Source organism: Neorhizobium sp. DAR64872/K0K18, from assembly GCF_050500175.1.
Classification (GTDB): Bacteria; Pseudomonadota; Alphaproteobacteria; order Rhizobiales; family Rhizobiaceae; genus Neorhizobium; species Neorhizobium soli.
On sequence record NZ_CP191446.1, the window covers coordinates 44,282 to 66,340 of the forward strand.

Below are 22,059 nucleotides of genomic sequence, written 5' to 3' on the forward strand. Positions count from 1 at the left end.
GACTTCTCCTCGCCGGCATAGTTTGCTTTGTGATGCTTTTTGCGCTTGCACGCGGTGGAAGTTTGCCGGCGAATGTGGAAGGTAACGGTTTCACCGCCATCGATGGATTGGCGGAGCAGGGGATAAAAAAGGGGAGAATGACGATGAAGAAAATCCTGGCAGCCGCCACGATGGCACTCAGCCTCGGCGCATCCGGTCTGGCTATCGCCGAGCCGCTCAAGATCGGCATGATCACCACTCTGTCAGGCGGCGGTGCAGGCCTCGGCGTCGATACGCGCGACGGCTTCATGCTGGCGATCAAGCAGTCCGGCAACAAGGATATCACCGTCGTCACCGAGGATGATGCGCAGAAGCCGGAACTCGCCGTCCAGATCGCCGACAAGATGATCCAGAGCGACAATGTCGACCTGCTCACCGGCATCGTCTGGTCGAACCTGTTGATGGCCGTCGTTCCCGGTGCGGTTGCGCAGGACAAGTTCTACGTCTCGACCAATGCCGCACCCGCAGCGCTCGCCGGTGCCGGCTGCAACAAGCTCTATTTCAACGCGGCCTATCAGAACGACAATCTTCACGAGGCGGTCGGCGAATATGCCAACAAGTCCTACAAGAAGATGTTCATCCTGGCGCCGAACTATCCGGCCGGCAAGGATTCGCTGACCGGCTTCAAGCGCTATTACAAGGGCGAACTGGCGGGCGAAGTCTATACCAAGGTCGGCCAGACCGATTACGCCGCCGAAATCGCCCAGATGCGGGCATCGGGTGCAGACGGCATCTTCGTCTTTCTGCCGGGCGGCATGGGCATTTCCTTCATGAAGCAGTTCGCGCAGTCGGGCGTGAAGATCCCCGTCATGGGCCCGGGCTTCTCCTTCAGCCAGGACGTCCTGCCGGCCATCGGCGATGCGGCGCTTGGCGCCAAGGCATCGGGGCAGTGGGCTCCGGATTTCGATACCGACGTCAGTCGCAAATTCGTCACCGACTTCAAGGCCGAATACAATCGCCTGCCGTCGATCTATGCGCTTCAGGCCTATGATGCCGGTCAGCTGATCGCGTCGGCCGCTGCCAAGGCAGACGTCAAGGATACCGAGGCTTTCCGCGCCGAACTTCTCAAAGCCGACATCAAGTCGCCGCGTGGAAAGTTCAAGTTCAACACCAACCAGCATCCGATCCAGGACATCTACCTGACGGAAGTGGTGAAGAAGGACGGCGTTCTGACCAACAAGACAGTCGAGAAGATCTTTGCCGATCATGGCGACGCCTACGCCAAAGACTGCAAGATCTAAGGGAAGCATGTGACCATCTCGCTTGCTCTTGAGCAACTGCTGAACGGTATCCAGCTCGGCGTCATGTTGTTTCTCATGTCTGCCGGGCTGACGCTGATCTTCGGCGTCATGGGCCTGATCAATCTCGCCCATGGCTCGCTCTATATGGTCGGCGCCTTCGCCTGCGCAGCCGTTGCCGCCTGGACGGGGTCGTTCTGGCTCGGCCTCGTCGCCAGCCTCGCCTGTGCAGCGGCGGCCGGTGCCATTGTCGAACTCTTGGTCATCCGCAGGCTCTATGATCGCGACCATCTCGATCAGGTTCTGGCGACATTCGCGCTGATTCTGATCTTTTCCGAAGGCACCCGCTGGCTGTTCGGCTCCTTCCCGCTTTATCTCGATATTCCGCCGTTGCTGCAGGGCGCGGTCGCTCTGCCGGGGGATGCAACCTATCCCGTCTACCGCCTGGCGATCATCGCTGTCGGTGCCTTGGTGGCGCTCGGCCTTTATCTGCTGATCGGCAAGACCCGGCTCGGCATGCGAATCCGGGCCGGCGAAAGCGACCGCGAAATGATCGGCGCGCTCGGCGTCGATATCCGCACGCTCTATACGCTGGTCTTTGCACTGGGCTCCGCTCTGGCGGGACTTGCCGGCGCAATCGTCGGCCCGCTGCAATCTGTCCAGGTCGGCATGGGCGAACCGGTCCTCATCCTCGCCTTCGTGGTGATCGTTATCGGCGGCATCGGCTCGATCAAGGGTGCGCTCGTTGGCGCACTGCTCGTCGGCATCACCGATACGCTCGGCCGGCTTCTTCTGCCGCAACTGTTGACCCTGTTCATGGACCCGTCCCAGGCGGGCATGATCGGCGGCGCTGCGGCATCCATGCTGATCTACGTGGTCATGGCGGTCATCCTGTCGGTAAAACCTCGCGGCCTGTTTCCGCCAGCCCATGCATGAAAGCCGTTCAACGATGGTGCTGACCCGCGAAAACGCAGTCAATCTCACGCTGGCTGTGCTGCTGCTCGCTGTCCCCTTGATCGCGAGCGCGCTCGGCCAGCCGTTCTACATAACCCTTGCAACGCGGATCGCTATCCTTGCTTTGGCAGCCCTCGGCCTCAATCTTGCGCTTGGCCTCGGCGGTATGGTTTCGTTCGGCCACGCGGCCTTTTTCGGCATCGGAGGCTATGCCGCCGGCATTCTTGCGAGCCACGCGCTATCAGGCGAACCGCTTCTGTTCGATCTCTCAGGCACGGCGCAGATGCCGATCATCTGGCTTGTCGCGGTCATCGCAGCCGGTGTGGTGGCGCTCGCCATCGGGGCGCTCAGCCTCAGGACCTCGGGCGTCTATTTCATAATGATCACGCTCGCCTTCGCGCAGATGGTCTATTATTTTGCGATATCCTGGCCGGCTTACGGTGGCGAGGACGGGCTTTCGATCGCGGTGCGCAACCAGTTTCCGGGCACGAACACGATGCGCCCGCTGAATTTCTTCTTTGTCGCATATGCCGTTCTGCTGGCCGGCATCGGCCTTTTCGCGCTGATCCGTGCGTCGCGGTTCGGTGCGGCGCTGGTTGCCACCCGCCAGAACGAGATTCGCGTTGCCGCCCTCGGCATAGACCACTACCGTATCCGGCTCGCAGGTTTCGTCATCTCGGCCATGATCACGGCCCTTGCCGGCGCTCTCTACGCAGATCTCAACCGCTTCGTCAGCCCGTCCATGCTCGCCTGGCACATGTCGGGCGAACTCATCGTCCTGATCATTCTCGGCGGCACCGGCCGGCTTTTCGGGCCGCTGGCAGGGGCAGCGCTTTATGTGGCGTTCGAGTTCGCGCTGGGCGGCCTCACCGAACGCTGGCAGTTCTTCCTTGGCCTCATCCTTCTCGGCGTGGTGCTCTTTGCCCGCGGCGGATTGCTGGGCCTGCTTGCCGGAAAGACGAGACATGGTTGAGCCGGTTCTCCAGATAGACAATCTCGTCAAGAGCTTCGGAGCGCTTCGTGCCACCGACGGCATCACGCTCGACCTGAAGCCGGGCGAAATCCACGCACTGATCGGTCCAAACGGTGCCGGAAAATCGACCCTGATTCACCAGATCTGCGGCACGCTCAAGCAGGATAGCGGCACGATCCGCCTCGCGGGTGAAGACATCGGCGCACTGAGTGCTGCCGCTCGCGCCCGACGGGGGCTTGGTCGCACGTTTCAGGTGTCGTCGCTCGCGCCCGAGTTTTCGGCGCTGCGTAACGTCATGCTGGCGGTCCAGGCGAGGCAAGGATCGAGTTTCGGCTTTTTCCGACCTGTGATGCGCGACAGATCGCTGATCGATCCTGCAATGGCGATCCTCGAGCGCGTCGGCCTCTCCGACCGGGCACGCCTGCCGGCGGCCGAGCTTTCCCACGGCGAGCGACGCCAGCTGGAGATCGCCATGGCGCTGGCCCTGCAATCGAAGGCTCTTCTTCTCGACGAGCCGATGGCGGGAATGGGGCCGGAGGGTTCGAAACGGCTCACCGGTTTTCTCGACACGCTGCGGCAGGAAGCGCCGATCCTGCTCGTGGAACACGATATGGATGCCGTCTTCGCGCTGGCCGACCGGATATCGGTTCTGGTCTATGGCCGCATCATCGCAACCGGCACGGTCGAGGATATAAGGCGCGATCCGGCGGTTCGCACCGCCTATCTGGGAGATCATGCCTGATGCTGCTCGATGTCCAGGATATCGCCACCTACTACGGCAGCAGCCAGGCGCTGTTCGGCGTCGAATTTTCGGTGGCGGAAGGCGAGGTCGTGGCCCTGATGGGACGCAACGGCATGGGCAAATCCACGACCATCAAGTCGATCTGCAATCTCTTGAGCCCGAAAACCGGCCGCATCCTCTTCGATGGCAAGGACACCGGCAAGCTGGCCCCCTACAAGGTGGCGCGGCTGGGTGTGGGGCTCGTCCCCGAGGGCCGCCGCTGTTTCCCGAACCTGACCGTTCATGAAAACCTGGTCGCCGCCGCAAGACCCGGTGAATGGACCGTCTCAGAGATCAATGCCCTGTTTCCCCGTCTGGAGGAACGGCATGCGCAGATGGCGAGATCGCTTTCAGGTGGCGAGCAGCAGATGCTGGCGATCGGACGCGCGCTGATGACCAATCCGCGCCTGCTGATCCTCGACGAGGCGACGGAAGGGCTTGCCCCTGTCATCCGCCAGGATATCTGGAAGGCGCTGCGCCAGTTGAAGACGAAGGGCCTGTCCATTCTCCTGGTCGACAAGACGCTGTCCGAGCTCTTGCCGGTTGCCGACCGGTGCGTCATCCTCGAAAACGGCAGAAGCGTCTGGACCGGCGCACCAGCCGATCTGACACCAGGGTTGCAGGATCGATATCTCGGAGTGTGAGCAATGACGGACGATCTGCAAACCATCGTCGACCGGATCCATGCCAAGCTGCAGAGCCGGCTGGGCGAGGGCAAGGTGGCCGATTACATTCCCCAGCTTGCCCATGTCGATCCACGCAAGTTCGGCATGGCGGTCGTCACCGTCGACGGCAAGGTCCATAGCGCTGGTGATTGTGCCGAACCCTTCTCGATCCAGAGCGTGTCGAAGGTTTTCACGCTGACGCTCGCACTCGGCAAGCATGGCGAAACCACCTGGAACCGGGTCGGTCGGGAGCCGTCGGGCTCTCCCTTCAACTCCATTGTCCAGCTCGAACAGGAGGCCGGAAAGCCCCGCAACCCCTTCATCAATGCCGGCGCGATTGCCGTCAGCGATCTCGTTCTTGCTGGCCATACGCCGCGCGAGGCGATCGGGGAGATCCTGCGCTTCGTCCGCTATCTCGCGGATGACGAAACGATCGCGATCGACCCGTCGGTTGCGAAATCCGAGGAAGCGACCGGCTACCGAAATATTGCGCTTGCCAATTTCATGCGTTCTTTCAACAAGCTCTCGCATCCGGTCGAGCATGTGCTCGGCGTCTATTTCCACCACTGCGCCATCTCCATGACCTGCACCCAGCTGGCGCGGGCCGGTCTATTCCTCGCCGCCAATGGCCGCAACCCGATGACCGGGCACACCGTGGTCTCAAGCCAGCGGGCACGGCGCATCAACGCCCTCATGCTGACCTGCGGCCACTATGACGGCTCCGGCGAGTTCGCTTATCGGGTCGGGCTTCCCGGCAAGAGTGGTGTCGGCGGCGGCATCATGGCCGTGGCGCCGGGACGCGCATCAATGGCCGTCTGGTCTCCAGGTCTCAATCAGAACGGCAATTCGCTGGTCGGTTCGCTGGCGCTCGAAATGCTGGCGGATGAAACCGGTTGGTCCGTGTTCGGGCACTGACACAACACTCCCTTCAAAACAGAAAGCCCGGCCTCCTTTCGGAAGACCGGGCTTGTTTCGTTGAGGGAAGGCTGAGGTCCTCAGTCTTCGCTGGCTGCCATCTGGTTCAGCACGTTGCCGCGTCCGCGCATGCGCAGCACCAGCGGTACGATCAGGGCAGCCGCTGCCACGAGCAGCAGGCCTGCGGCGATCGGCGAGGTGAACAGCACCGTCACGTCGCCCTGGCTGATCGACAAGGCACGGCGCAACTGCTGCTCGGCCAGCGGGCCAAGGATCAGGCCGACGATCACGGGCGCGATCGGGTAGTCGAACACGCGCATGATGTAAGCGACGAGACCGAAGACGAGCAGCATGCCAAGCTCGAACACCGACGGATTGGCGCCAATCGTGCCAAGCGTCGCAAACACGAGAATGCCGGCATAGAGCCAAGGCTTCGGGATCGTCAGCAGCTTCACCCACAGACCGACCAGCGGCAGGTTCAACACCAGCAGCATCAGGTTGGCGATGAGAAGCGAAGCGATCAGTCCCCAGACCAGCTGCGGGTTGGTGACAAAAAGCAGCGGGCCCGGCTGCAGGCCATATTGCTGGAAACCGGCCAGCATGATGGCGGCCGTCGCCGACGTCGGAAGACCGAGCGTCAGAAGCGGCACGAGCGTACCGGCGGCGGATGCGTTGTTGGCAGCTTCCGGACCGGCAACACCTTCGATCGCACCATTGCCGAACTCTTCAGGATGCTTGGAAAGACGCTTTTCGGTCGCATAGGAGAGGAACGTGCCGATTTCTGCACCACCGGCCGGCATTGCGCCGATCGGGAAGCCGATGACGGTCCCGCGCAACCAGGCTTTCCAAGAACGCGCCCAGTCCTGGGCGGTCATCCACACGGAGCCCTTGATCGCTTCCACCTTGTCGGGAGCCTGGGCACCCTGGGCGGCGATAAACAGCGTCTCGCCGATCGCAAACATGGCAACCGCCATGGTCGTGACCTCGATGCCGTCGAGAAGGTCAGGTACGCCGAACGAGAGGCGGTTCTGGCCGGTCAGCTGATCGATGCCGACAAGCGACAAAGCAAGGCCGATGAACAGAGATGTCAGGCCACGCAGCGTCGAGTTTCCGAAAGCCGAGGAGACTGTGACGAAGGCGAGAACCATCAGCGCGAAATATTCGCGCGGACCGAACACCAGCGCCAGCTTGACGATATAGGGTGCAACGAAGGCGAGCGCGAGCGTGGCGATCAGGCCGGCCACGAAGGAACCGATCGCAGCTGTTGCAAGCGCTGGCCCCCCGCGTCCTGCGCGGGCCATCTTGTTGCCCTCGAGCGCAGTGACGATCGAGGCGCTTTCGCCTGGCGTGTTGAGAAGAATCGAGGTCGTCGACCCCCCGTACATGCCGCCGTAATAGATGCCGGCAAACATGATCAGCGAGCCGGTCGCATCCAGCTGGTAGGTAACGGGCAGAAGCAGCGCGACGGTGGTTGCCGGGCCGATGCCGGGCAGCACGCCGACCATCGTGCCGAGCGTTACGCCGACGAGCGCGTAAAACAGGTTCATCGGCTCTGCGGCAGAGGCCAGACCCTGAAGAAGGAATTCGAAAGTGCTCATGGATTAACTCTCTGGCTCCAAGTTAAAGGAGCAGGTTTTCCAGCGGACCGGCGGGAAGGGAAAGCTGCAGGACGCCCGCAAACAGGTACCAGATGGCGAGACAGATCGCGATGCCGATCGGAATGCTGATATGCAGCCGACGGGCACCGAAGCCGCGTGCGGCGAAAGCGAAAAGCAGGCCTGTCGCAATCGAGAACCCGACGAACCGGATCAGGATCATCTGGGCGAGAAGCCCGGCGACAACCCAGGCGACGGGCCCGAATTCCTGCCGTTCGCGCGCGGGGAAATCCCGACGGAATGCCGCAAAGACCGTCCAGATGGCAAGGCCGATCAGGCCGAAAGCGATCCAGTAGGGCACGGAGGCGGGGCCGACAGGCGAGTAGCCAGTCGTACTCGTCAGCCGCGACACATCGATGAAGATGACGGCGGCGACGATCGCGAGTACGGCTGCAATGGCAAGCGCCGCCCAATCAGGGCGGCGCTGTTCGGTAGTCGTGTTTTCAGAACTCATTTGACCAGTCCGATGTCCTTCAGGATGGTTTCCGTCGCAGCGATATCCTTGGCGAGCTGCTCATCGAAGGCCGGACCGGAGAGGTAGGTGTCCATCCAGCCCTTGGTCTTCAGGTTATCCTGCCAGGTCTTGGACTTTACCAGCTTCTCGATGTCGGCAGTGATGGTCTTCTTCTGCTCGTCGGAAATGCCGGGAGCAGCGGCAACCATGCGCCAGTTCTGCAGCACGACGTCGAGACCGGATTCCTTCAGCGTCGGGGCATCGATGCCGTCGATCTTCTTGTCGGACGAAATGCCCAGCAGTCGCAGTGAGCCGGCCTTGATCTGCGATTCGAACTCGCCGTAGGACGAGATGCCGGCCGTCACCTGGCTGCCCAGGATCGCGGCAAGTGCTTCGCCGCCACCGGAAAACGCGATGTAGTTGATCTTGGTCGGGTCTACGCCGGCAGCCTTTGCAATGAGGCCAGCGCCGATATGGTCGGTGCCGCCAGCCGAACCGCCACCCCAGGATACGGAACCCGGATCAGCCTTCAGCTTGGTGACGAGATCCGCCATCGTCTTGATGTCGGAAGAGGTCGGGACGACGATCACTTCGTATTCGCCGGTGAGGCGTGCGATCGGTGTGACGTCTTTCAGGGTTACCGGCGACTTGTTGGTGAGGATTGCGCCGACCATGACGTAACCGCCAACCATCAGAGCGTTCGGGTTGCCCTTCTGCTGGCTGGCGAACTGGGCGATGCCGATCGTGCCGCCGGCGCCGGGTACGTTCATGACCTGGACGCGGTTGGAGATCTTCTCCTGCTGCAGGGCGACCTGCATCGTGCGGGCCGTCTGGTCCCAGCCGCCGCCCGGCGCTGCCGGTGCCATGACCGAATAGTCAGCCGCTACGGCCGGGAAGGCGACTGCGCCCGCGAGGAAAGATGCGATGAGAAAATGTTTCAAGGGTATGTCCTCCGTTGACGTCCTTTTGGACGAAATCTTTGATGGCGCAACGGTAGGATCGATTTGAGCGGACTGGTGCCGTCCGTTGATCTCCTCCCGTCACCGATCGAGTCCGCCTCCGAACGGGTCTCGAATGGTTCTAAGGCAGCATAACAAGCTGACATCTACCTGACATTTCCCTGACTGCGTCTGTTTGACAAGGGTAAATGCCTCAAAATCGCCAGAATTGATCACTGCTGGCGCAAGACCTCGTTCCATTTCGAGATCAGCCGCGCCCGTTTCACCTGATCGAGATAGACCATCAACCCGAGGCTGACGGGCACCGGCTTCAATTGGCCACCCAGCATCTCGCGCATCGTCGTTGCGGTGTTGTTGCCGGACACTTCGGGACTGACGGCCGGGATCTGCAGTTCGCGGGCCATAATCGTCTGGCCCTCCTTCGACATGAAGAATTCGAGGTAGCGCTTTCCGAGATCGGCACGTTGAGCGGCTTGCGGCACCAGCCCGATACGCGACATGACCACCGTATAGTCCTTCGGCAGGACGATCCCGACATTCGGGTTCCGTGAGGCCCAGTCGGCGGCGTAGGATCCGACGATATTGTAACCCATCAGGAAACGGCCATCCGCCACCCTCTCGAGAATGGCGCCGCTCGTCGAATAGAGTTTGACGCCTGCCTCGCCCATCGCCCGCACCACCGACCAGATATCGCCGAACTGTTCCTGGTCGCGCGACATGAACAGGAAGCCGACACCGGAGCGTTCGATATCGTAGGTGCCGATGCGGCCATGCGCCTGGTCACCTTGGCGCGCCAGAAACGCGATGAACTCGGCGCGGGTGGCAGGCGGCGCCTCGTTCTTGAAACTCGGCTTGTTGTAGACGAACACGGCCGGCTCGAAGGTCAGCGCGTAAACCGTATTGCGCCAGTTCGCCCATTCGGGCCATCGCCCGCTCATCGGCAGATCGCTCGCCTGGGCGTAACCGTCATTGGCGAGCTTGACCTGGAGATCCATGGCCGACGAAAACGCGAAATCTGCTGTCTTGTGGCCCGCGTCGGTCTCCCGCACGATCCTGTCGTAGATCTCTCCCGTCAGCATGTCCTCGTAGGACACCGCCACATCTGGGTTGGACGACTGGAAGCCTGTGATCATCGGCTTGGCAAGAGGCTCGTCCAGCGACGAATAGACGGTAAGGACAGGCGCATCCTTGTTGCCCGAAAGGGCAGGAAACATCAGCACTTCCGCGACGGCCAGATGCGGCGCAGCGATGAGACAAAGACAGAGGAGAAGCTTTTTCATTGCGGGCAAGAATGCCCGACCCGGGCGCTTGCGGCAAGCCGTTGGAAATCCATCACTGGCGTCCGGAATGCAGGGCTCGCGGTTTACCGCTCCCCTGTTGTATTGCCGGTCGCCGTTATTACCTGTCAATGGCGATTTCCCCACCAGCCCTTTGAGGTCATAACCATGTCGCTTTCCCTCTACGACGTCTCCGTCCCGGCCTTTATCCGTGGATTTGCCAATCTCTCCGAGATCCTGAAGAAGGCCGAAGCCTTCGCCGACGAGAAGGGCATTCCCCACAGCCAGCTTCTCGAAGCGTGCCTGATCGAGGACATGCTGCCGCTGACGGGTCAGATCCAGCGCGCTAGCGACACGGCCAAGTTCGTCCCGGTGCGCGTCGGCCAGCTCGAAAACGTCGCGATGGAGGATAACGAAGTCACGTTTGCGGATCTCCATGCCCGCATCGACAAGACGGTCGCCTTCCTGAAGACCGTCGTTCCCGCCAGCATGTCCGGTCGCGACGAGGCCGAGGTCGTGCTGAAGACCCGGTCCGGCGAGATGAAATTCACAGCCACCGACTACGTTCTCGGGTTTGCCCTGCCCAACTTCTATTTCCATCTCACCGCCGCCTACGCGATCCTCCGCCACAAAGGCGTACCCATCGGCAAGACCGATTATCTCGGCCGTAGCTAGGCGAGCTATCGGCAGACGCTGCTCTGTCCAGTGACAACCCCGCGTCCCGGCGATAAGAGTCAGCCGGAACGGGGAAATGACGGTTTGCGTATCCTTCTTGTCGAAGACAATCAGACGCTGGCATCGGGCCTTGCCGCGATTTTGCGCGGCAGCGGCTATGTGGTCGATCTCGTGGCCGACGGAACCTCGGCGGAGGCAACGGTCGCCGCCGAAAGCTACGATCTGGTTATTCTCGACCTCAACCTTCCCGAAATGGATGGTCTCGATGTTCTGAAGGCCATGCGCGCCCGCCAGAACCGCGCGGCCGTGATGATCCTCACCGCCCGCGGCACGCCGGAAGAGCGGGTGAAAGGCCTCGATCTCGGCGCCGACGATTACATGACCAAGCCGTTCGACGTGCCGGAATTCGAGGCGCGCATCCGCGTTCTCCTTCGCCGTCAGGCGGGCCTTCGAAGCTCTGTCGTCACCTATGGCGGCGTCACCTTCGATCTGACGTCGCGAACCTTTTCGAGCCAGGGCGTGCCGCTCGATATCCCGGCCCGCGAGGTGGCCCTCCTTGAGCTCCTCTTCATGCGCGCCGGAAAAGTCGTCTCCAAGGAGGCGATTATTCGGTCGCTGACAGGGTTCGACGACGACCTCTCGTCCAATGCGATCGAGCAGTATGTGAGCCGACTACGAAAGCGGCTTGCGGTCTACGGCCTGACCGTCAAGACCGCCCGCGGCATCGGCTATTATCTCGAAAAAATGGCTGCTCCGGAATGACGCCGACGGCTGCCTACTCGCTCCGCCGTCGCCTTCTCGCGTGGCTCCTTCTTTCCACGGCGCTGATCGGTGGCGTCGCCATGTTCGATACATGGGATGAGGCTCTCGATACGGCCAACGAAGTCTCCGATCGTGTGCTCGCAGGGTCAGCTCTCGCGATCGCGGAACGGGTGATCGTTGCGGAAGACGGAGCGCTCGAGGTCGACATCCCCTATGTGGCGCTGGAAATGCTGACCTCTGCCGCGCAGGACAGGGTTTTTTACCGCGTCGACGGGCCGCCCGGCACCTTCATCACCGGCTACCAGAACCTTCCCTCCATCGCGCGTCGGGAGGGCCAGGCGGTGGCGTTCGAGAACGCCAGCTTTCGCGGCGAGCCCATCCGGGTCGCCGTCCTTGCCAGATCCGCGTCGACCGGCATCCGCTCGGTTCCCTTCGTCGTCACGGTCGCCGAAACCACCATGGCCCGTGAACAGCTGACGCGCACCATCCTGATCCGGTCGGCGCTGCGAATCCTCTTCATGATCGTCGGTGCCGCCGTGATTGTTTGGGTCGCAGTCACGCTGTCTCTGCGGCCCCTCTATCGCTTCAGCGAAGCGATCGCCGAACGCAGCCCGGACGATCTGCATCCGATCGGTGAAAGGGTGCCGAACGAGGTTCAGGGCTTGGTCGATACCGTCAATTCGTTCATGGTGCGGCTCGAAGGCGCGTTGAATGCCCTGCGCCACTTTACCGGCAATGCCAGCCACCAGCTTCGCACGCCGCTTGCGATCGTGCGCACGCAGCTCGCACTCGCCGACCGGGCGGACGATCTTGCCACGGCAAAGACGGCGGTCCGCAAGGCCGACGAGGCTGTCGCCGGTGCCGAACATATCCTCGCGCAACTGCTGCTGATGGCAAAGATCGATGCCGCCGGGCGCTCTGCAGCGTTCCGCAGGCTCGATCTCACCGATCTGGTCCGTGGCCTGACGGGAGATCATGTTCCGGGCGCCGCCGATCGCGGCATCGACTTAGGTTTCGAAGGAGAGGGCGAAACGCAAGTCAACGTCGAGCCGCTGCTGATCGGCGAACTGGTGAAGAACCTGATCGTCAACGCGATCCTTCATGCGGGCTCCGGCACGGAGGTCACCGTCCGCATCGAACGGATTGGCGAGACGGCCCGGCTCGAAGTTGAGGATAACGGCCCGGGCATTCCGCCCGAGAAGCGAGCTACCGTGCTTGAACGGTTCGGACGTCTCGGCCGCGGCGATGCATCAGGCACCGGTCTCGGTCTGCCGATCGTCGAAGAGATCGCCCGCCTTCACGGCGCAACCCTGTCGCTCCACGATGGCTCAGGCGGCACAGGCTTGAAAGTCCGGATCGATTTTCCGCTGGCGGGATAGGTCCTTCAGATCTCTGCGTACGCACATTCTCCTGAAATCCAAGTGCTCTTCATGGAAAGATCCGCGCCAAGCACGACGAAATCCGCATCATATCCGGGCTTCAGAAAGCCTTTCCGGTTCTCGATGCGAGCAGCTTGCGCGGGATAGGCGGATGCCATGCGCAGGGCTTCCTCCAGCGATAGGCCGAGGTTGCGGTGCACGTAGCGAACCGACGAGATCATGTCGATATCGGCGCCGGCCAGCGTCCCGTCGGCAAGGGTCAGCCGGCCATCCTTGCGCAGGATTTCGCGGCCGTTGAGCGTGAAGGATGTCATGTCTGTCCCGATCGTCGACATCGCATCGGTCACCAGGAATATCTTTCCCGGACCGGCTTTGGCGCGCAACGCTGCTCCCATTGCGGCAGGATGGACATGGATGCCATCGGCGATCAGGCCGGCATAGAGTGATCCCGTATCGAGCGCCGCCCCAACCAGCCCCGGTTCGCGGTGACCGAGCGGGCTCATGGCGTTGAAGAGATGCGTGACCGTGCGAATGCCGGCCTTGGCATAGGCCGTCGCGACGTCGTAGCTCGCTTCCGTGTGACCGAGGCTGACGATGATGCCGTCGTCTGCGAGCTTTGTGACCTGTTCTTGTGTCACGCTTTCCGGCGCGATGGTCACCATCAGCACATCGAGCGCCCGTCCGCAGGAGAGCATCAGATCGAGGTCGCGATCCTCCATCGGACGGATGAGCGTAGGATCATGCGCTCCCTTGCGGGCAACGGACAGATGCGGTCCTTCCAGATGCAGTCCAAGAAAACCGCGAACGCCGCGGTTCTTCGCATCGATGCCGGCGGCAACGGTACGGGCGGAAATGTCCGGTGTGTCGGTGATCAAGGTCGGCAACAGTGCCGTCGTCCCGAACTTCGCATGGGCGGCGCAGATCGTGGCGATACCCTCGACCGTCGGCTCTTCGTTGAGGAGCACGCCACCGCCGCCATTGACCTGCAGGTCGATAAAACCCGGAGCGATGATCTCGCCACCGTCGATCCTCTCGATCTCAGGTGCGAGCGAAGCCGAAGGCTGGATGTGATCGATCCGGCCGTTCGAAAACATGACCGCGGCATTCTCATGCCAGTCGGCGCCGTCGAAGATGCGGTTTGCAGTCAGAGCCTTGAGGTCGGTCATAGGGTTTCGGTGACTTTGTTGAGGGCTGCCGGCTGATCGGGATCAAACCCTTTGGACCGCGACCAGGCTTCGACGAAACCGTAAAAGGGCACGATCAGCGCCAGCGCGTCGGTTAGCGGATGGCCGGTGGCGACGAAGGGCAGCTTTCGGGCAGCCGTGACCTTGTCGGAGGTCGCATAGGCGAGCGCGCCCTTGGTCGCGAAACTGTCTGCGATCTGCACCGCAGAGGCTTCCGCCGCGTCCCTGGCGGCAAATGTCAGCACCGGAAAGCGCTTTTCGACGAGCGCCACCGGACCATGCAGGACTTCGGCCGCAGAATAGGCCTCCGCATGCATGTTGGACGTTTCCTTGAATTTGAGCGCAGCCTCGCTGGCGATCGCAAGCGCCGGGCCACGGCCGAGCATGTAGAGCGAATCAGCATCGCCGAGTTCGCTCGCAAACGCGCTCCAGTCGAGCTTGATGGCTTCATCGAAATGGCCGGGCAGGGCGCGAACCGCAGCCTTCAGTTCGTCGTTACCGGTCCATTCGGAAAGAAGGGCAAGGCCTGCAACAATCGAGCTGACGAAGGACTTGGTTGCTGCAACGGCAATTTCCGGACCGGCATTGATATCGACCGCATAAAGCGATGCCTCGGTGATCGGCGAGGGAAGCGTATTGGTGAGCGCAATCGTGACCGCTCCGGAGCGGGTCGCGGCTTCCGCCATCGCGACGATGTCTGGGCTCTTGCCGGACTGGGAGATGGCGATCGCCGCGCCGCCGCCAAGCTGCATATTGGCACCGTAGATCGAGGCAAGCGATGGCCCGAGCGAGGCGACCGGGCGTCCCGCCGTCAACTCGATCGCATATTTGATGAAAGTCGCGGCATGGTCGGAGGAACCGCGCGCGATCGTCACCAGGAAGGCCGGATCCTTGTCGCGAAGGGCCTGGCCGGCCTTGCCAATGTCTGCCGCCGAACGGTCGAGCAATCGGGCAGTTGCCTCCGGTATCTCGTCGATTTCCTGGCGCATATGGGTCTTCATCGTCATCCTCGTCTGATCAGCTGTCGCCAAGCGAAAGCTCGGCCACGAAATCATAGGCATCGCCGCGGTAAAGCGAGCGGGTAAGCTCCACCACCCGGCCGGACGCCAGGTAGGAAACGCGTTCGATCGACAGTCCCGCCGCCTCGATCGGCACTTCCAGCAGGCCGGCGTCGATCTTTTTCAGATTGGTCGCGGAGATCCGCTGGATGGCGCGTACCGGTCGCGCATCCTTCTTTTCAAGTTCCGCATAAAGCGACTGCTGGAGCGATACCGGGTTGGGCAGGAATTCTGCCGATATGCTGGCGCGCTCGATGGCAAGCGGCATGTCGTTCCCAAAGCGCAAACGTCCGATCCGGGCAACCATCGTGCCGGGTGCGAGACCCAGCATCATCATCTCTTCGGGCGAGGGATGAAACAATCCGCGCTCCAGCCATTCCGATCGGGAAACCAGGCCACGCCGTGCCATGTCCTCGGTAAACGATGTCAGCTTGGTCAGGGGTTGCTCGACGCGCGACAGCGGTTTTACCACGAAGGTCCCGGATCCATGGCGGCGGGTCAGAAGCCCGTCCCGGACGAGATCGTCGACGGCCTTGCGCACCGTGACGCGGCTGACGCTCGCATAGTCGGCGAGATCCCGCTCCGCGGGAAGCGCGTCGCCGTGACCGAGCTTGCCGGACCGGATCGCATCTTCCAGGCTTTGGCGCAGCTTGAGATAAAGCGGGCCGGAGCCGCCGGACTGCAGGCCGTCGAGGGGGAGGATGGCCGTCAGCGTCTCGCTCATGCGCACGCCTCCATCCGGGCTCCAGATGCGAAGGCCTTGACGGCCAGTTCGACGGCGCCGGTCAGCGCGTCCGCCCGCGGCTCGGAAAGGCGACGCCTGTGCCTCTGGGCAAGATAGGGAGGATAAAGCGGTGCGAGACCGCCCAGCAGGCAGAGCTTGGTCTTGTCGCCGGATAGCGCGGTAACTGCATCGAGCGCTTCGTCGATCCCGGCTGCACCGGTATGGAGGATCCGCAAAGCCGTCTCGTCGCCACGCCGCGCAAAGTCGAAAACCTTTGGCGTGTGACGACCGAAGTCGCCGGGCTTTGCCAGCCGCGCGAAATCGACGATCAGTTCCGGATTGTTGTCGAACTCGGCAAGGATTGCCTCGCAGAGCGGCGTCATCGGCCTTATCCGGTCGAAGGCAAGCAGGGTTTCCTGCAGCGCGAGCTGCCCGAGCCTTGCGCCGCTGCCGAGATCGCTCACCTGAAACCCCCAGCCGGCGACGGATCTGAACTGACCGTGGCTGCGGATGATGTAGACGGTCCCGGTCCCAACGATGCCGATCGCACCGTCTTCGTCACCGATCGCGCCCTGCAAGGCGATGACGCCGTCAGAAACGATCTGCGATCTGGCAAAGGGGAGACGTTCGGTCACATAGCCCACCGCGCCGCCGACATTGTTGCCGGCAAGACCCAGGATTGCAGATGCGGATGAAAGATCCGGCGTGAGCCCAGCATCTTCGAACGCCAGCTCTGCGGCTTCAGCAATATGCCTGAGGGCAGTGTCGGGATCGGTCAGGATATTGGAGGCACCGCTCTTGCCGCGGCCGAGCAGGGTGCCGTTCCTATCGGCCAGCGCCGCCCGGCAGCTTGTCCCGCCGCCATCTATCCCGATCACGTAATCCGCCATGGATACCTCCACGAAGAATGATACCAAAAAAATACCATTTACCAAGCGCGAAATTATTGATGCGGACAGAGCGGCGCTAACACGCTATTTTAACTCAATTATTAGTCCTAAACGCCAGCTGCCATGTTTCAGTTGGTAACTTTCGTTAATTTCCTGCTGGACAATTGGTATTTTTTTGGCATCATTTTGCTTGAGGGAGAAACGGATGAGCCAAACAGCCACCGAAGCCAGGCATGGGAATACGGAAGGGCTCGATACGCGCGCCCCGACCGAAATCCTTCGGCTTCTGGCGTCCGGTCAGCAGCAGGCGGCCAAGAGCGTCGATGCGGCGATCCCCGCTCTTGCGGATGCCGCGGAACTCATTGCGTCGGCTCTGAGGCGTGGCGGAAAGCTTGTCTATGCAGGCGCCGGCAGCTCCGGCCTGATGGCCATGGCCGATGCGCTCGAGCTTCCCGGAACCTACGGCATTGCACGCGAGCAGATCGTCCTTCTTCTTGCCGGCGGAACGTCCGTCCTGGCTGACCTGCAGGGTGCGCCGGAGGATGATATCGCCCTGGCCGATCAGGATGCAGCGATCATTGCGGCGGGAGACTGCGTTCTCGCCGTGTCTGCAAGCGGCTCGACCCCTTACGTGCTGAAGATCGTCGAAATTGCCGGGGCCCGTGGCGCAAAGGTCGTGGCACTCGCCAACAATCCCGATGCACCGCTTTTCAATCATGCCGATGTCGCCGTCCTTCTCGAAACGCCGCCGGAACTGGTGGCGGGGTCGACGCGCATGGGCGCGGGGACCGCACAGAAGCTTGCATTCAACATGCTGTCGACGCTGGCTGCGATCAAGCTCGGTCACGTGCATGACGGACACATGGTCAATCTGCGCGCCGACAATGCCAAGCTGCGCACCCGCGCCGCCGGCATGGTTGCCGATATCGCAGGCGTGACTGCCGACGAGGCGGTAAGATATCTGCAGGTGGCGGACGGATCGGTGAAGATCGCCGTGCTTCTGGCTGAAGGCGCCCCCGATATCGACGCCGCACAATCGCTGCTTATTCGTTCCGATCAGGTGTTGAGGAAAGCACTAGCGGAACTGAAGATGACGGAAACGACCGAGACTCGCGCCGCAAGGCGCTAACCAATAAGGGAGAACAGCATGAACAGCCTGTTGAAATCAATTCTTTTGGCCACGACGGTGATCGCGTCTGCGGGCGCAGCGTCTGCGGCCGATGTCACGCTCAACATCGAGAGCTGGCGCAATGACGATCTGGCGATCTGGAAAGAAAAGCTGATCCCGGCCTTCGAAGCGAAGAACCCCGGCATCAAGCTCAACTTCTCGCCGACCGCACCGACCGAGTACAATGCGTCGCTCAACGCCAAGCTCGATGCAGGCTCTGCCGGTGACATCATCACCTGCCGTCCTTTCGATGCCTCGCTCGAACTCTTCAACAAGAAGCAGCTCGTCGATCTCACCAGCCTGTCGGGCATGAGCAATTTCTCGCCGGTCGCCAAGGCCGCCTGGTCGACAGACGACGGCAAGTCCACCTTCTGCGTGCCGATGGCATCCGTCATCCACGGCTTCATCTACAACAAGGACGCCTTCGACCAGCTGAAGATCGCGGTGCCGAAGACGAACGAGGAATTCTACGCCGCGCTCGACAAGATCAAGGCTGACGGCACGTTCATTCCGCTCGCCATGGGCACCAAGGATCTCTGGGAAGCCGCCACGATGGGCTACCAGAACATCGGCCCGAACTACTGGAAGGGCGAGGACGGCCGCAAGGCGCTGATCGAAGGCAAGCAGAAGCTGACCGATCCGGAATGGGTCAAGCCCTACGAAGAGCTGGCCAAGTGGAAGCCTTATCTCGGCGACGGTTTCGAAGCCCAGACCTATGCCGATAGCCAGAACCTGTTCACGCTCGGCCGCGCTGCGATCTTCCCGGCCGGTTCGTGGGAAATTGCGCTGTTCACCAGCCAGGCCCAGTTCAAGATGGGCGCGTTCCCGCCGCCGGTGCTCAAGGCTGGCGAAACCGGCTACATCTCCGACCATCCGGATATCGGCGTTGGCTTGAACACCAAGAGCAAGCATCCGGAAGAAGCCAAGAAGTTCCTCACCTGGGTTGCTTCGCCGGAATTTGCCGAGATCTACGCCAATTCGCTTCCAGGCTTCTTCAGCCTGAATTCGTCGCCGGTGAAGATGGCAGATCCGATGGCGCAGGAATTCGTCTCCTGGCGTGAAAAATACAAGCCGACCGTTCGCTCGACCTATCAGATCCTGTCGCGCGGCACACCGAACCTCGAAAACGAGACCTGGGTCGAATCGGCCAACGTCATCAACGGCACCGATACCCCGGCCGTTGCCGCCGAGAAGCTCCAGAAGGGCCTCGACAGCTGGTACAAGCCAGGTAAGTGACAAGCTTACCCTCCCCTTGATGGGGAGGGTCGGCCCGACGGGCCTGGGTGGGGTGATCCTTGTGCGTGTGGTGTCACCCCCACCTGCAGCTTCGCTGCGACCTCCCCCTTCAAGGGGGAGGTATCGTGATCATGCTGCGCCAGCGCAAGCACCAAGAAAACAGGCAAAGCCATGAGCGACATCCACCCTTCATCTGCCCTGCAGCCGGTATCGATCAAGCGCCCGTTCCGCTGGCATATCGTCGTCTTCATGGCGCCGGCGCTGCTGGTCTACACGGCGATCATGATCCTGCCGCTGATCGAGACGCTCAGGCTTTCGTTCTACAACACTGTCGATGGTGCTCAGTCCTTCGTCGGCTTTGCAAACTACCAGGTCCTCTTCGGTGATGTCCGCTGGGCGCGCGATTTCTGGAATGCGCTCACCAACAACCTGATCTTCTTCGCCATCCACATGTGCGTGCAGAACCCGATCGGCATTGCGCTCGCAGCACTGCTGTCACTGCCGAAACTGCGGTTTGCCGCCTTTTACCGCACCGCCATCTTCCTCCCGACGCTTCTCTCCTTCGTCATCGTCGGCTTTATCTGGAAGCTCATCCTCTCGCCGATCTGGGGCGTTGCGCCCTGGCTGATGAGCCTTGCCGGCGCCAAATGGCTGTTTGCGCCCTGGCTCGGTCAGTCCGGCCCAGCCCTGATTGCGGTTTCCCTCATCTCGGTTTGGCAATATGTCGGCATACCCATGATGCTGATCTATGCGGCGTTGCTCAGCATCCCGGAAGAGGTGGTCGAAGCTGCCGAATGCGATGGCATTACCGGCTGGAGCCAGTTCTGGAAGATCAAGCTGCCGCTCATTCTGCCGGCGATCGGCATCATCTCGATCCTGACCTTCGTCGGAAATTTCAACGCCTTCGATCTGGTCTACACGGTACAGGGCGCGCTTGCGGGCCCTGATATGTCGACGGATATTCTCGGCACGCTTCTCTACCGCACCTTCTTCGGTTTCCAGCTGCAACTCGGAGATCGCTCCATGGGGGCAACGATCGCAGCGGTGATGTTCGTCATCATTCTCGCCGGCGTCTCGTTTTACCTTTTTGCCATCCAGCGGCGCATGCGCCGCTACCAGTTCTAGAGGGCGTCCAGACATGTCCAACAAGGCACGCTCTTCACCGATCCGCTCAAGCCTCGTGCATCTGGCTTTGATCGCCTACACGCTGATTGCGCTGTTTCCGGTCTTTCTCACCATCATCAACTCGTTCAAGGATCGCAATTCGATCTTCCGCAATCCGATGCAGGTTCCCACACCGTCGAGCTTCAGCCTGATCGGCTACCAGACGGTTCTCGGCCAGGCGGATTTCATCGGCTATTTCCAAAACAGCATGATCGTCACGGTCGCCTCGATCGCGCTCGTGCTGTTGTTCGGCGCGATGGCCGCCTTTGCGCTGTCAGAGTATCGCTTCCGCGGCAACACGCTTCTTGGGCTCTATATGGCGATCGGCATCATGATCCCGATCCGGCTCGGCACGGTCGCGATCCTGCAGGGCATGGTCGCATCGGGCCTCGTCAACACGCTCACCGCGTTGATCCTCGTCTACACGGCGCAAGGGATACCGCTTGCGATCTTCATCCTGTCCGAATTCATGCGCTCGGTCTCCGATGACCTAAAGAATGCCGGCCGCATCGATGGTCTTTCGGAATATGCGATCTTCTTCCGCCTGGTCCTGCCGCTGATCAGGCCGGCCATGGCAACGGTTGCCGTCTTCACCATGATCCCGATCTGGAACGACCTGTGGTTCCCGCTGATCCTTGCACCGTCTGAGGCCACCAAGACGGTAACGCTCGGATCGCAGATCTTCATCGGCCAGTTCGTCACCAACTGGAACGCGGTGCTGGCAGCCCTGTCGCTCGCCATCCTGCCGATCCTCGTCCTTTACGTCATCTTCTCGCGGCAACTGATCCGCGGCATCACGTCTGGAGCCGTCAAGTGAGTTCAACCGAAAAGCCGATCCGCGTTCTCGTCGCAGGCCTCGGCAATATGGGCCGCAGCCATGCGCTGGCCTATCACAACAACCCGGGCTTCGAGATCGTCGGTCTCGTCAACCGCTCGAAGCCGACGCTCGATCCGGCCCTTGCCGGCTACGAGATCCATGCCGATTTCCTGACTGCCCTTGCCGAGTTGAAGCCAGACCTCTGCGCCATCTGCACCTATTCCGACAGCCATGCGGACTATGCGGTCGCAGCCTTCCAAGCCGGCTGCGACGTGTTTGTCGAAAAGCCGCTGGCAACCACGGTTGCCGATGCCGAGCGCGTCGTTTCCGCCGCCAAGGCCGCGGGCAAGAAACTGGTGATCGGCTATATCCTGCGCCATCATCCGTCCTGGATCCGCCTGATTGCCGAAGCCCGCAAGCTCGGCCCGCCCTATGTCTTTCGCATGAACCTCAACCAGCAATCGTCAGGCCCGACCTGGGATGTCCACAAGGCCCTGATGCAGACGACGCCGCCTATCGTCGATTGCGGCGTGCATTATGTGGATGTCATGTGCCAGATCACCGATGCCAAGCCGGTGGAAGTGCGCGGCATGGGCCTGCGCCTTTCGGATGAAATTGCGCCCGACATGTATAATTACGGCCACCTTCAGGTGATCTTCGATGACAAGTCGGTCGGCTGGTACGAGGCGGGCTGGGGGCCGATGATCTCCGAAACTGCGTTCTTCGTGAAGGACGTGATGTCGCCGAGAGGCTCGGTCTCCATCGTCATGGACCCCAATGCCAAGTCCGACGATATTGACACGCATACCAAAACCTCTGTCATTCGCCTTCACAACGCCGAGACCGGCCCGGACGGCAGGTTCATCAGGCCCGACGAGGATATGACGATGGCGGGTGAGCCCGGCCATCAGGAGCTTTGCGATTTCGAGCAGGCCTATATGCTGAAGGCGATCCGCGAGGATATCGATCTAACCAGGCACATGGACGACGCGGTTCAATCGCTGCGCATCTGCCTTGCGGCGGATGAAAGCGCAAGGACCGGCAAGCCAATCTATCTCTGAAATCAACGCAAGCAAGACAGCCGGGCGGACA

At 61.5% G+C, this 22,059-nt stretch carries 22 protein-coding genes; 14 read left to right on the forward strand and 8 right to left on the reverse strand.

Annotation, left to right across the window (positions count from 1 at the left end; all coding sequences use genetic code 11):
• Positions 1-143 precede the first annotated feature (143 nt).
• Genes ACQY1P_RS05600 through ACQY1P_RS05625 form a run of 6 tightly spaced genes read left to right on the forward strand, consistent with a single transcriptional unit; the run spans position 144 to position 5,565 of the window.
• Positions 144-1,280, forward strand: a complete 1,137-nt coding sequence (locus ACQY1P_RS05600) for an ABC transporter substrate-binding protein (RefSeq protein ID WP_430255605.1) — start codon at positions 144-146, stop codon at positions 1,278-1,280.
• A gap of 9 nt (positions 1,281-1,289) precedes the next feature.
• Entirely contained in the window at positions 1,290-2,213 is a 924-nt protein-coding gene (locus ACQY1P_RS05605; RefSeq protein ID WP_113109262.1) for a branched-chain amino acid ABC transporter permease, read from the forward strand.
• A gap of 13 nt (positions 2,214-2,226) precedes the next feature.
• Positions 2,227-3,204 carry a branched-chain amino acid ABC transporter permease gene (locus tag ACQY1P_RS05610; protein WP_430255607.1) on the forward strand — a complete coding sequence of 326 codons (978 nt, stop codon included), beginning with the start codon at positions 2,227-2,229 and terminating at the stop codon, positions 3,202-3,204.
• A complete protein-coding gene (locus tag ACQY1P_RS05615) occupies positions 3,197-3,946 on the forward strand; it encodes an ABC transporter ATP-binding protein (protein ID WP_062454234.1) in 750 nt (249 codons plus the stop codon). The genes ACQY1P_RS05610 and ACQY1P_RS05615 overlap by 8 nt, the downstream gene beginning before the upstream one ends.
• Positions 3,946-4,629 carry an ABC transporter ATP-binding protein gene (locus ACQY1P_RS05620; protein WP_430255609.1) on the forward strand — a complete coding sequence of 228 codons (684 nt, stop codon included), beginning with the start codon at positions 3,946-3,948 and terminating at the stop codon, positions 4,627-4,629. Before ACQY1P_RS05615 ends, ACQY1P_RS05620 begins: the two co-directional genes overlap by 1 nt.
• Before the next feature lie 3 nt (positions 4,630-4,632).
• Complete coding sequence (locus tag ACQY1P_RS05625) at positions 4,633-5,565, forward strand: glutaminase (protein ID WP_430255611.1); 933 nt, start codon at positions 4,633-4,635, stop codon at positions 5,563-5,565.
• 80 nt (positions 5,566-5,645) lie between these two features.
• Here the strand turns inward: ACQY1P_RS05625 and ACQY1P_RS05630 are convergent, their stop codons facing one another.
• From ACQY1P_RS05630 to ACQY1P_RS05645, 4 genes are all read right to left on the reverse strand, one after another.
• Entirely contained in the window at positions 5,646-7,163 is a 1,518-nt protein-coding gene (locus tag ACQY1P_RS05630; RefSeq protein ID WP_062454231.1) for a tripartite tricarboxylate transporter permease, read from the reverse strand.
• A 22-nt stretch (positions 7,164-7,185) separates the two neighbouring features.
• Complete coding sequence (locus ACQY1P_RS05635) at positions 7,186-7,674, reverse strand: tripartite tricarboxylate transporter TctB family protein (RefSeq protein ID WP_062454230.1); 489 nt, start codon at positions 7,672-7,674, stop codon at positions 7,186-7,188.
• Positions 7,671-8,615: a Bug family tripartite tricarboxylate transporter substrate binding protein gene (locus ACQY1P_RS05640; protein WP_062454229.1), complete on the reverse strand. Its 945-nt coding sequence runs from the start codon at positions 8,613-8,615 to the stop codon at positions 7,671-7,673. Before ACQY1P_RS05640 ends, ACQY1P_RS05635 begins: the two co-directional genes overlap by 4 nt.
• Before the next feature lie 230 nt (positions 8,616-8,845).
• Entirely contained in the window at positions 8,846-9,913 is a 1,068-nt protein-coding gene (locus ACQY1P_RS05645; RefSeq protein ID WP_092664027.1) for an ABC transporter substrate-binding protein, read from the reverse strand.
• Between the two features lie 165 nt (positions 9,914-10,078).
• Here ACQY1P_RS05645 and ACQY1P_RS05650 point away from each other — a divergent pair, with 165 nt between their 5' ends.
• From ACQY1P_RS05650 to ACQY1P_RS05660, 3 genes are all read left to right on the forward strand, one after another.
• Positions 10,079-10,585 carry a DUF1993 domain-containing protein gene (locus ACQY1P_RS05650; protein ID WP_062454227.1) on the forward strand — a complete coding sequence of 169 codons (507 nt, stop codon included), beginning with the start codon at positions 10,079-10,081 and terminating at the stop codon, positions 10,583-10,585.
• 84 nt (positions 10,586-10,669) lie between these two features.
• A complete protein-coding gene (locus tag ACQY1P_RS05655) occupies positions 10,670-11,347 on the forward strand; it encodes a response regulator transcription factor (RefSeq protein WP_430255613.1) in 678 nt (225 codons plus the stop codon).
• The gene (locus ACQY1P_RS05660; RefSeq protein ID WP_430255615.1) at positions 11,344-12,726 is read left to right on the forward strand and encodes a sensor histidine kinase; all 1,383 of its coding nucleotides are present in this window, start codon (positions 11,344-11,346) and stop codon (positions 12,724-12,726) included. The genes ACQY1P_RS05655 and ACQY1P_RS05660 overlap by 4 nt, the downstream gene beginning before the upstream one ends.
• 5 nt (positions 12,727-12,731) lie before the next feature.
• Here ACQY1P_RS05660 and nagA read toward each other — a convergent pair whose 3' ends face one another.
• From nagA to ACQY1P_RS05680, 4 genes are read right to left on the reverse strand one after another with little or no spacing between them, the layout of a single operon-like run.
• Positions 12,732-13,892, reverse strand: a complete 1,161-nt coding sequence (gene nagA / locus ACQY1P_RS05665) for an N-acetylglucosamine-6-phosphate deacetylase (protein WP_430255617.1) — start codon at positions 13,890-13,892, stop codon at positions 12,732-12,734.
• Positions 13,889-14,917 (reverse strand): SIS domain-containing protein, encoded by a 1,029-nt coding sequence (locus tag ACQY1P_RS05670; RefSeq protein WP_430255619.1) that lies wholly within the window; start codon positions 14,915-14,917, stop codon positions 13,889-13,891. The genes nagA and ACQY1P_RS05670 overlap by 4 nt, the downstream gene beginning before the upstream one ends.
• A gap of 10 nt (positions 14,918-14,927) precedes the next feature.
• Positions 14,928-15,692: a GntR family transcriptional regulator gene (locus tag ACQY1P_RS05675; protein WP_062454222.1), complete on the reverse strand. Its 765-nt coding sequence runs from the start codon at positions 15,690-15,692 to the stop codon at positions 14,928-14,930.
• Positions 15,689-16,582 carry a BadF/BadG/BcrA/BcrD ATPase family protein gene (locus ACQY1P_RS05680; RefSeq protein WP_430255621.1) on the reverse strand — a complete coding sequence of 298 codons (894 nt, stop codon included), beginning with the start codon at positions 16,580-16,582 and terminating at the stop codon, positions 15,689-15,691. Before ACQY1P_RS05680 ends, ACQY1P_RS05675 begins: the two co-directional genes overlap by 4 nt.
• Before the next feature lie 205 nt (positions 16,583-16,787).
• Between ACQY1P_RS05680 and ACQY1P_RS05685 the strand changes: the two genes are divergently transcribed.
• From ACQY1P_RS05685 to ACQY1P_RS05705, 5 genes are all read left to right on the forward strand, one after another.
• Positions 16,788-17,711: an N-acetylmuramic acid 6-phosphate etherase gene (locus ACQY1P_RS05685; protein WP_430255623.1), complete on the forward strand. Its 924-nt coding sequence runs from the start codon at positions 16,788-16,790 to the stop codon at positions 17,709-17,711.
• An 18-nt stretch (positions 17,712-17,729) separates the two neighbouring features.
• Positions 17,730-18,986 carry an ABC transporter substrate-binding protein gene (locus ACQY1P_RS05690; RefSeq protein ID WP_430255625.1) on the forward strand — a complete coding sequence of 419 codons (1,257 nt, stop codon included), beginning with the start codon at positions 17,730-17,732 and terminating at the stop codon, positions 18,984-18,986.
• A gap of 171 nt (positions 18,987-19,157) precedes the next feature.
• Entirely contained in the window at positions 19,158-20,111 is a 954-nt protein-coding gene (locus ACQY1P_RS05695; protein ID WP_113165771.1) for a carbohydrate ABC transporter permease, read from the forward strand.
• A 13-nt stretch (positions 20,112-20,124) separates the two neighbouring features.
• Positions 20,125-20,967: a carbohydrate ABC transporter permease gene (locus ACQY1P_RS05700; protein ID WP_113165757.1), complete on the forward strand. Its 843-nt coding sequence runs from the start codon at positions 20,125-20,127 to the stop codon at positions 20,965-20,967.
• Complete coding sequence (locus ACQY1P_RS05705) at positions 20,964-22,028, forward strand: Gfo/Idh/MocA family protein (protein WP_430255627.1); 1,065 nt, start codon at positions 20,964-20,966, stop codon at positions 22,026-22,028. Before ACQY1P_RS05700 ends, ACQY1P_RS05705 begins: the two co-directional genes overlap by 4 nt.
• Positions 22,029-22,059: the final 31 nt, after the last annotated feature.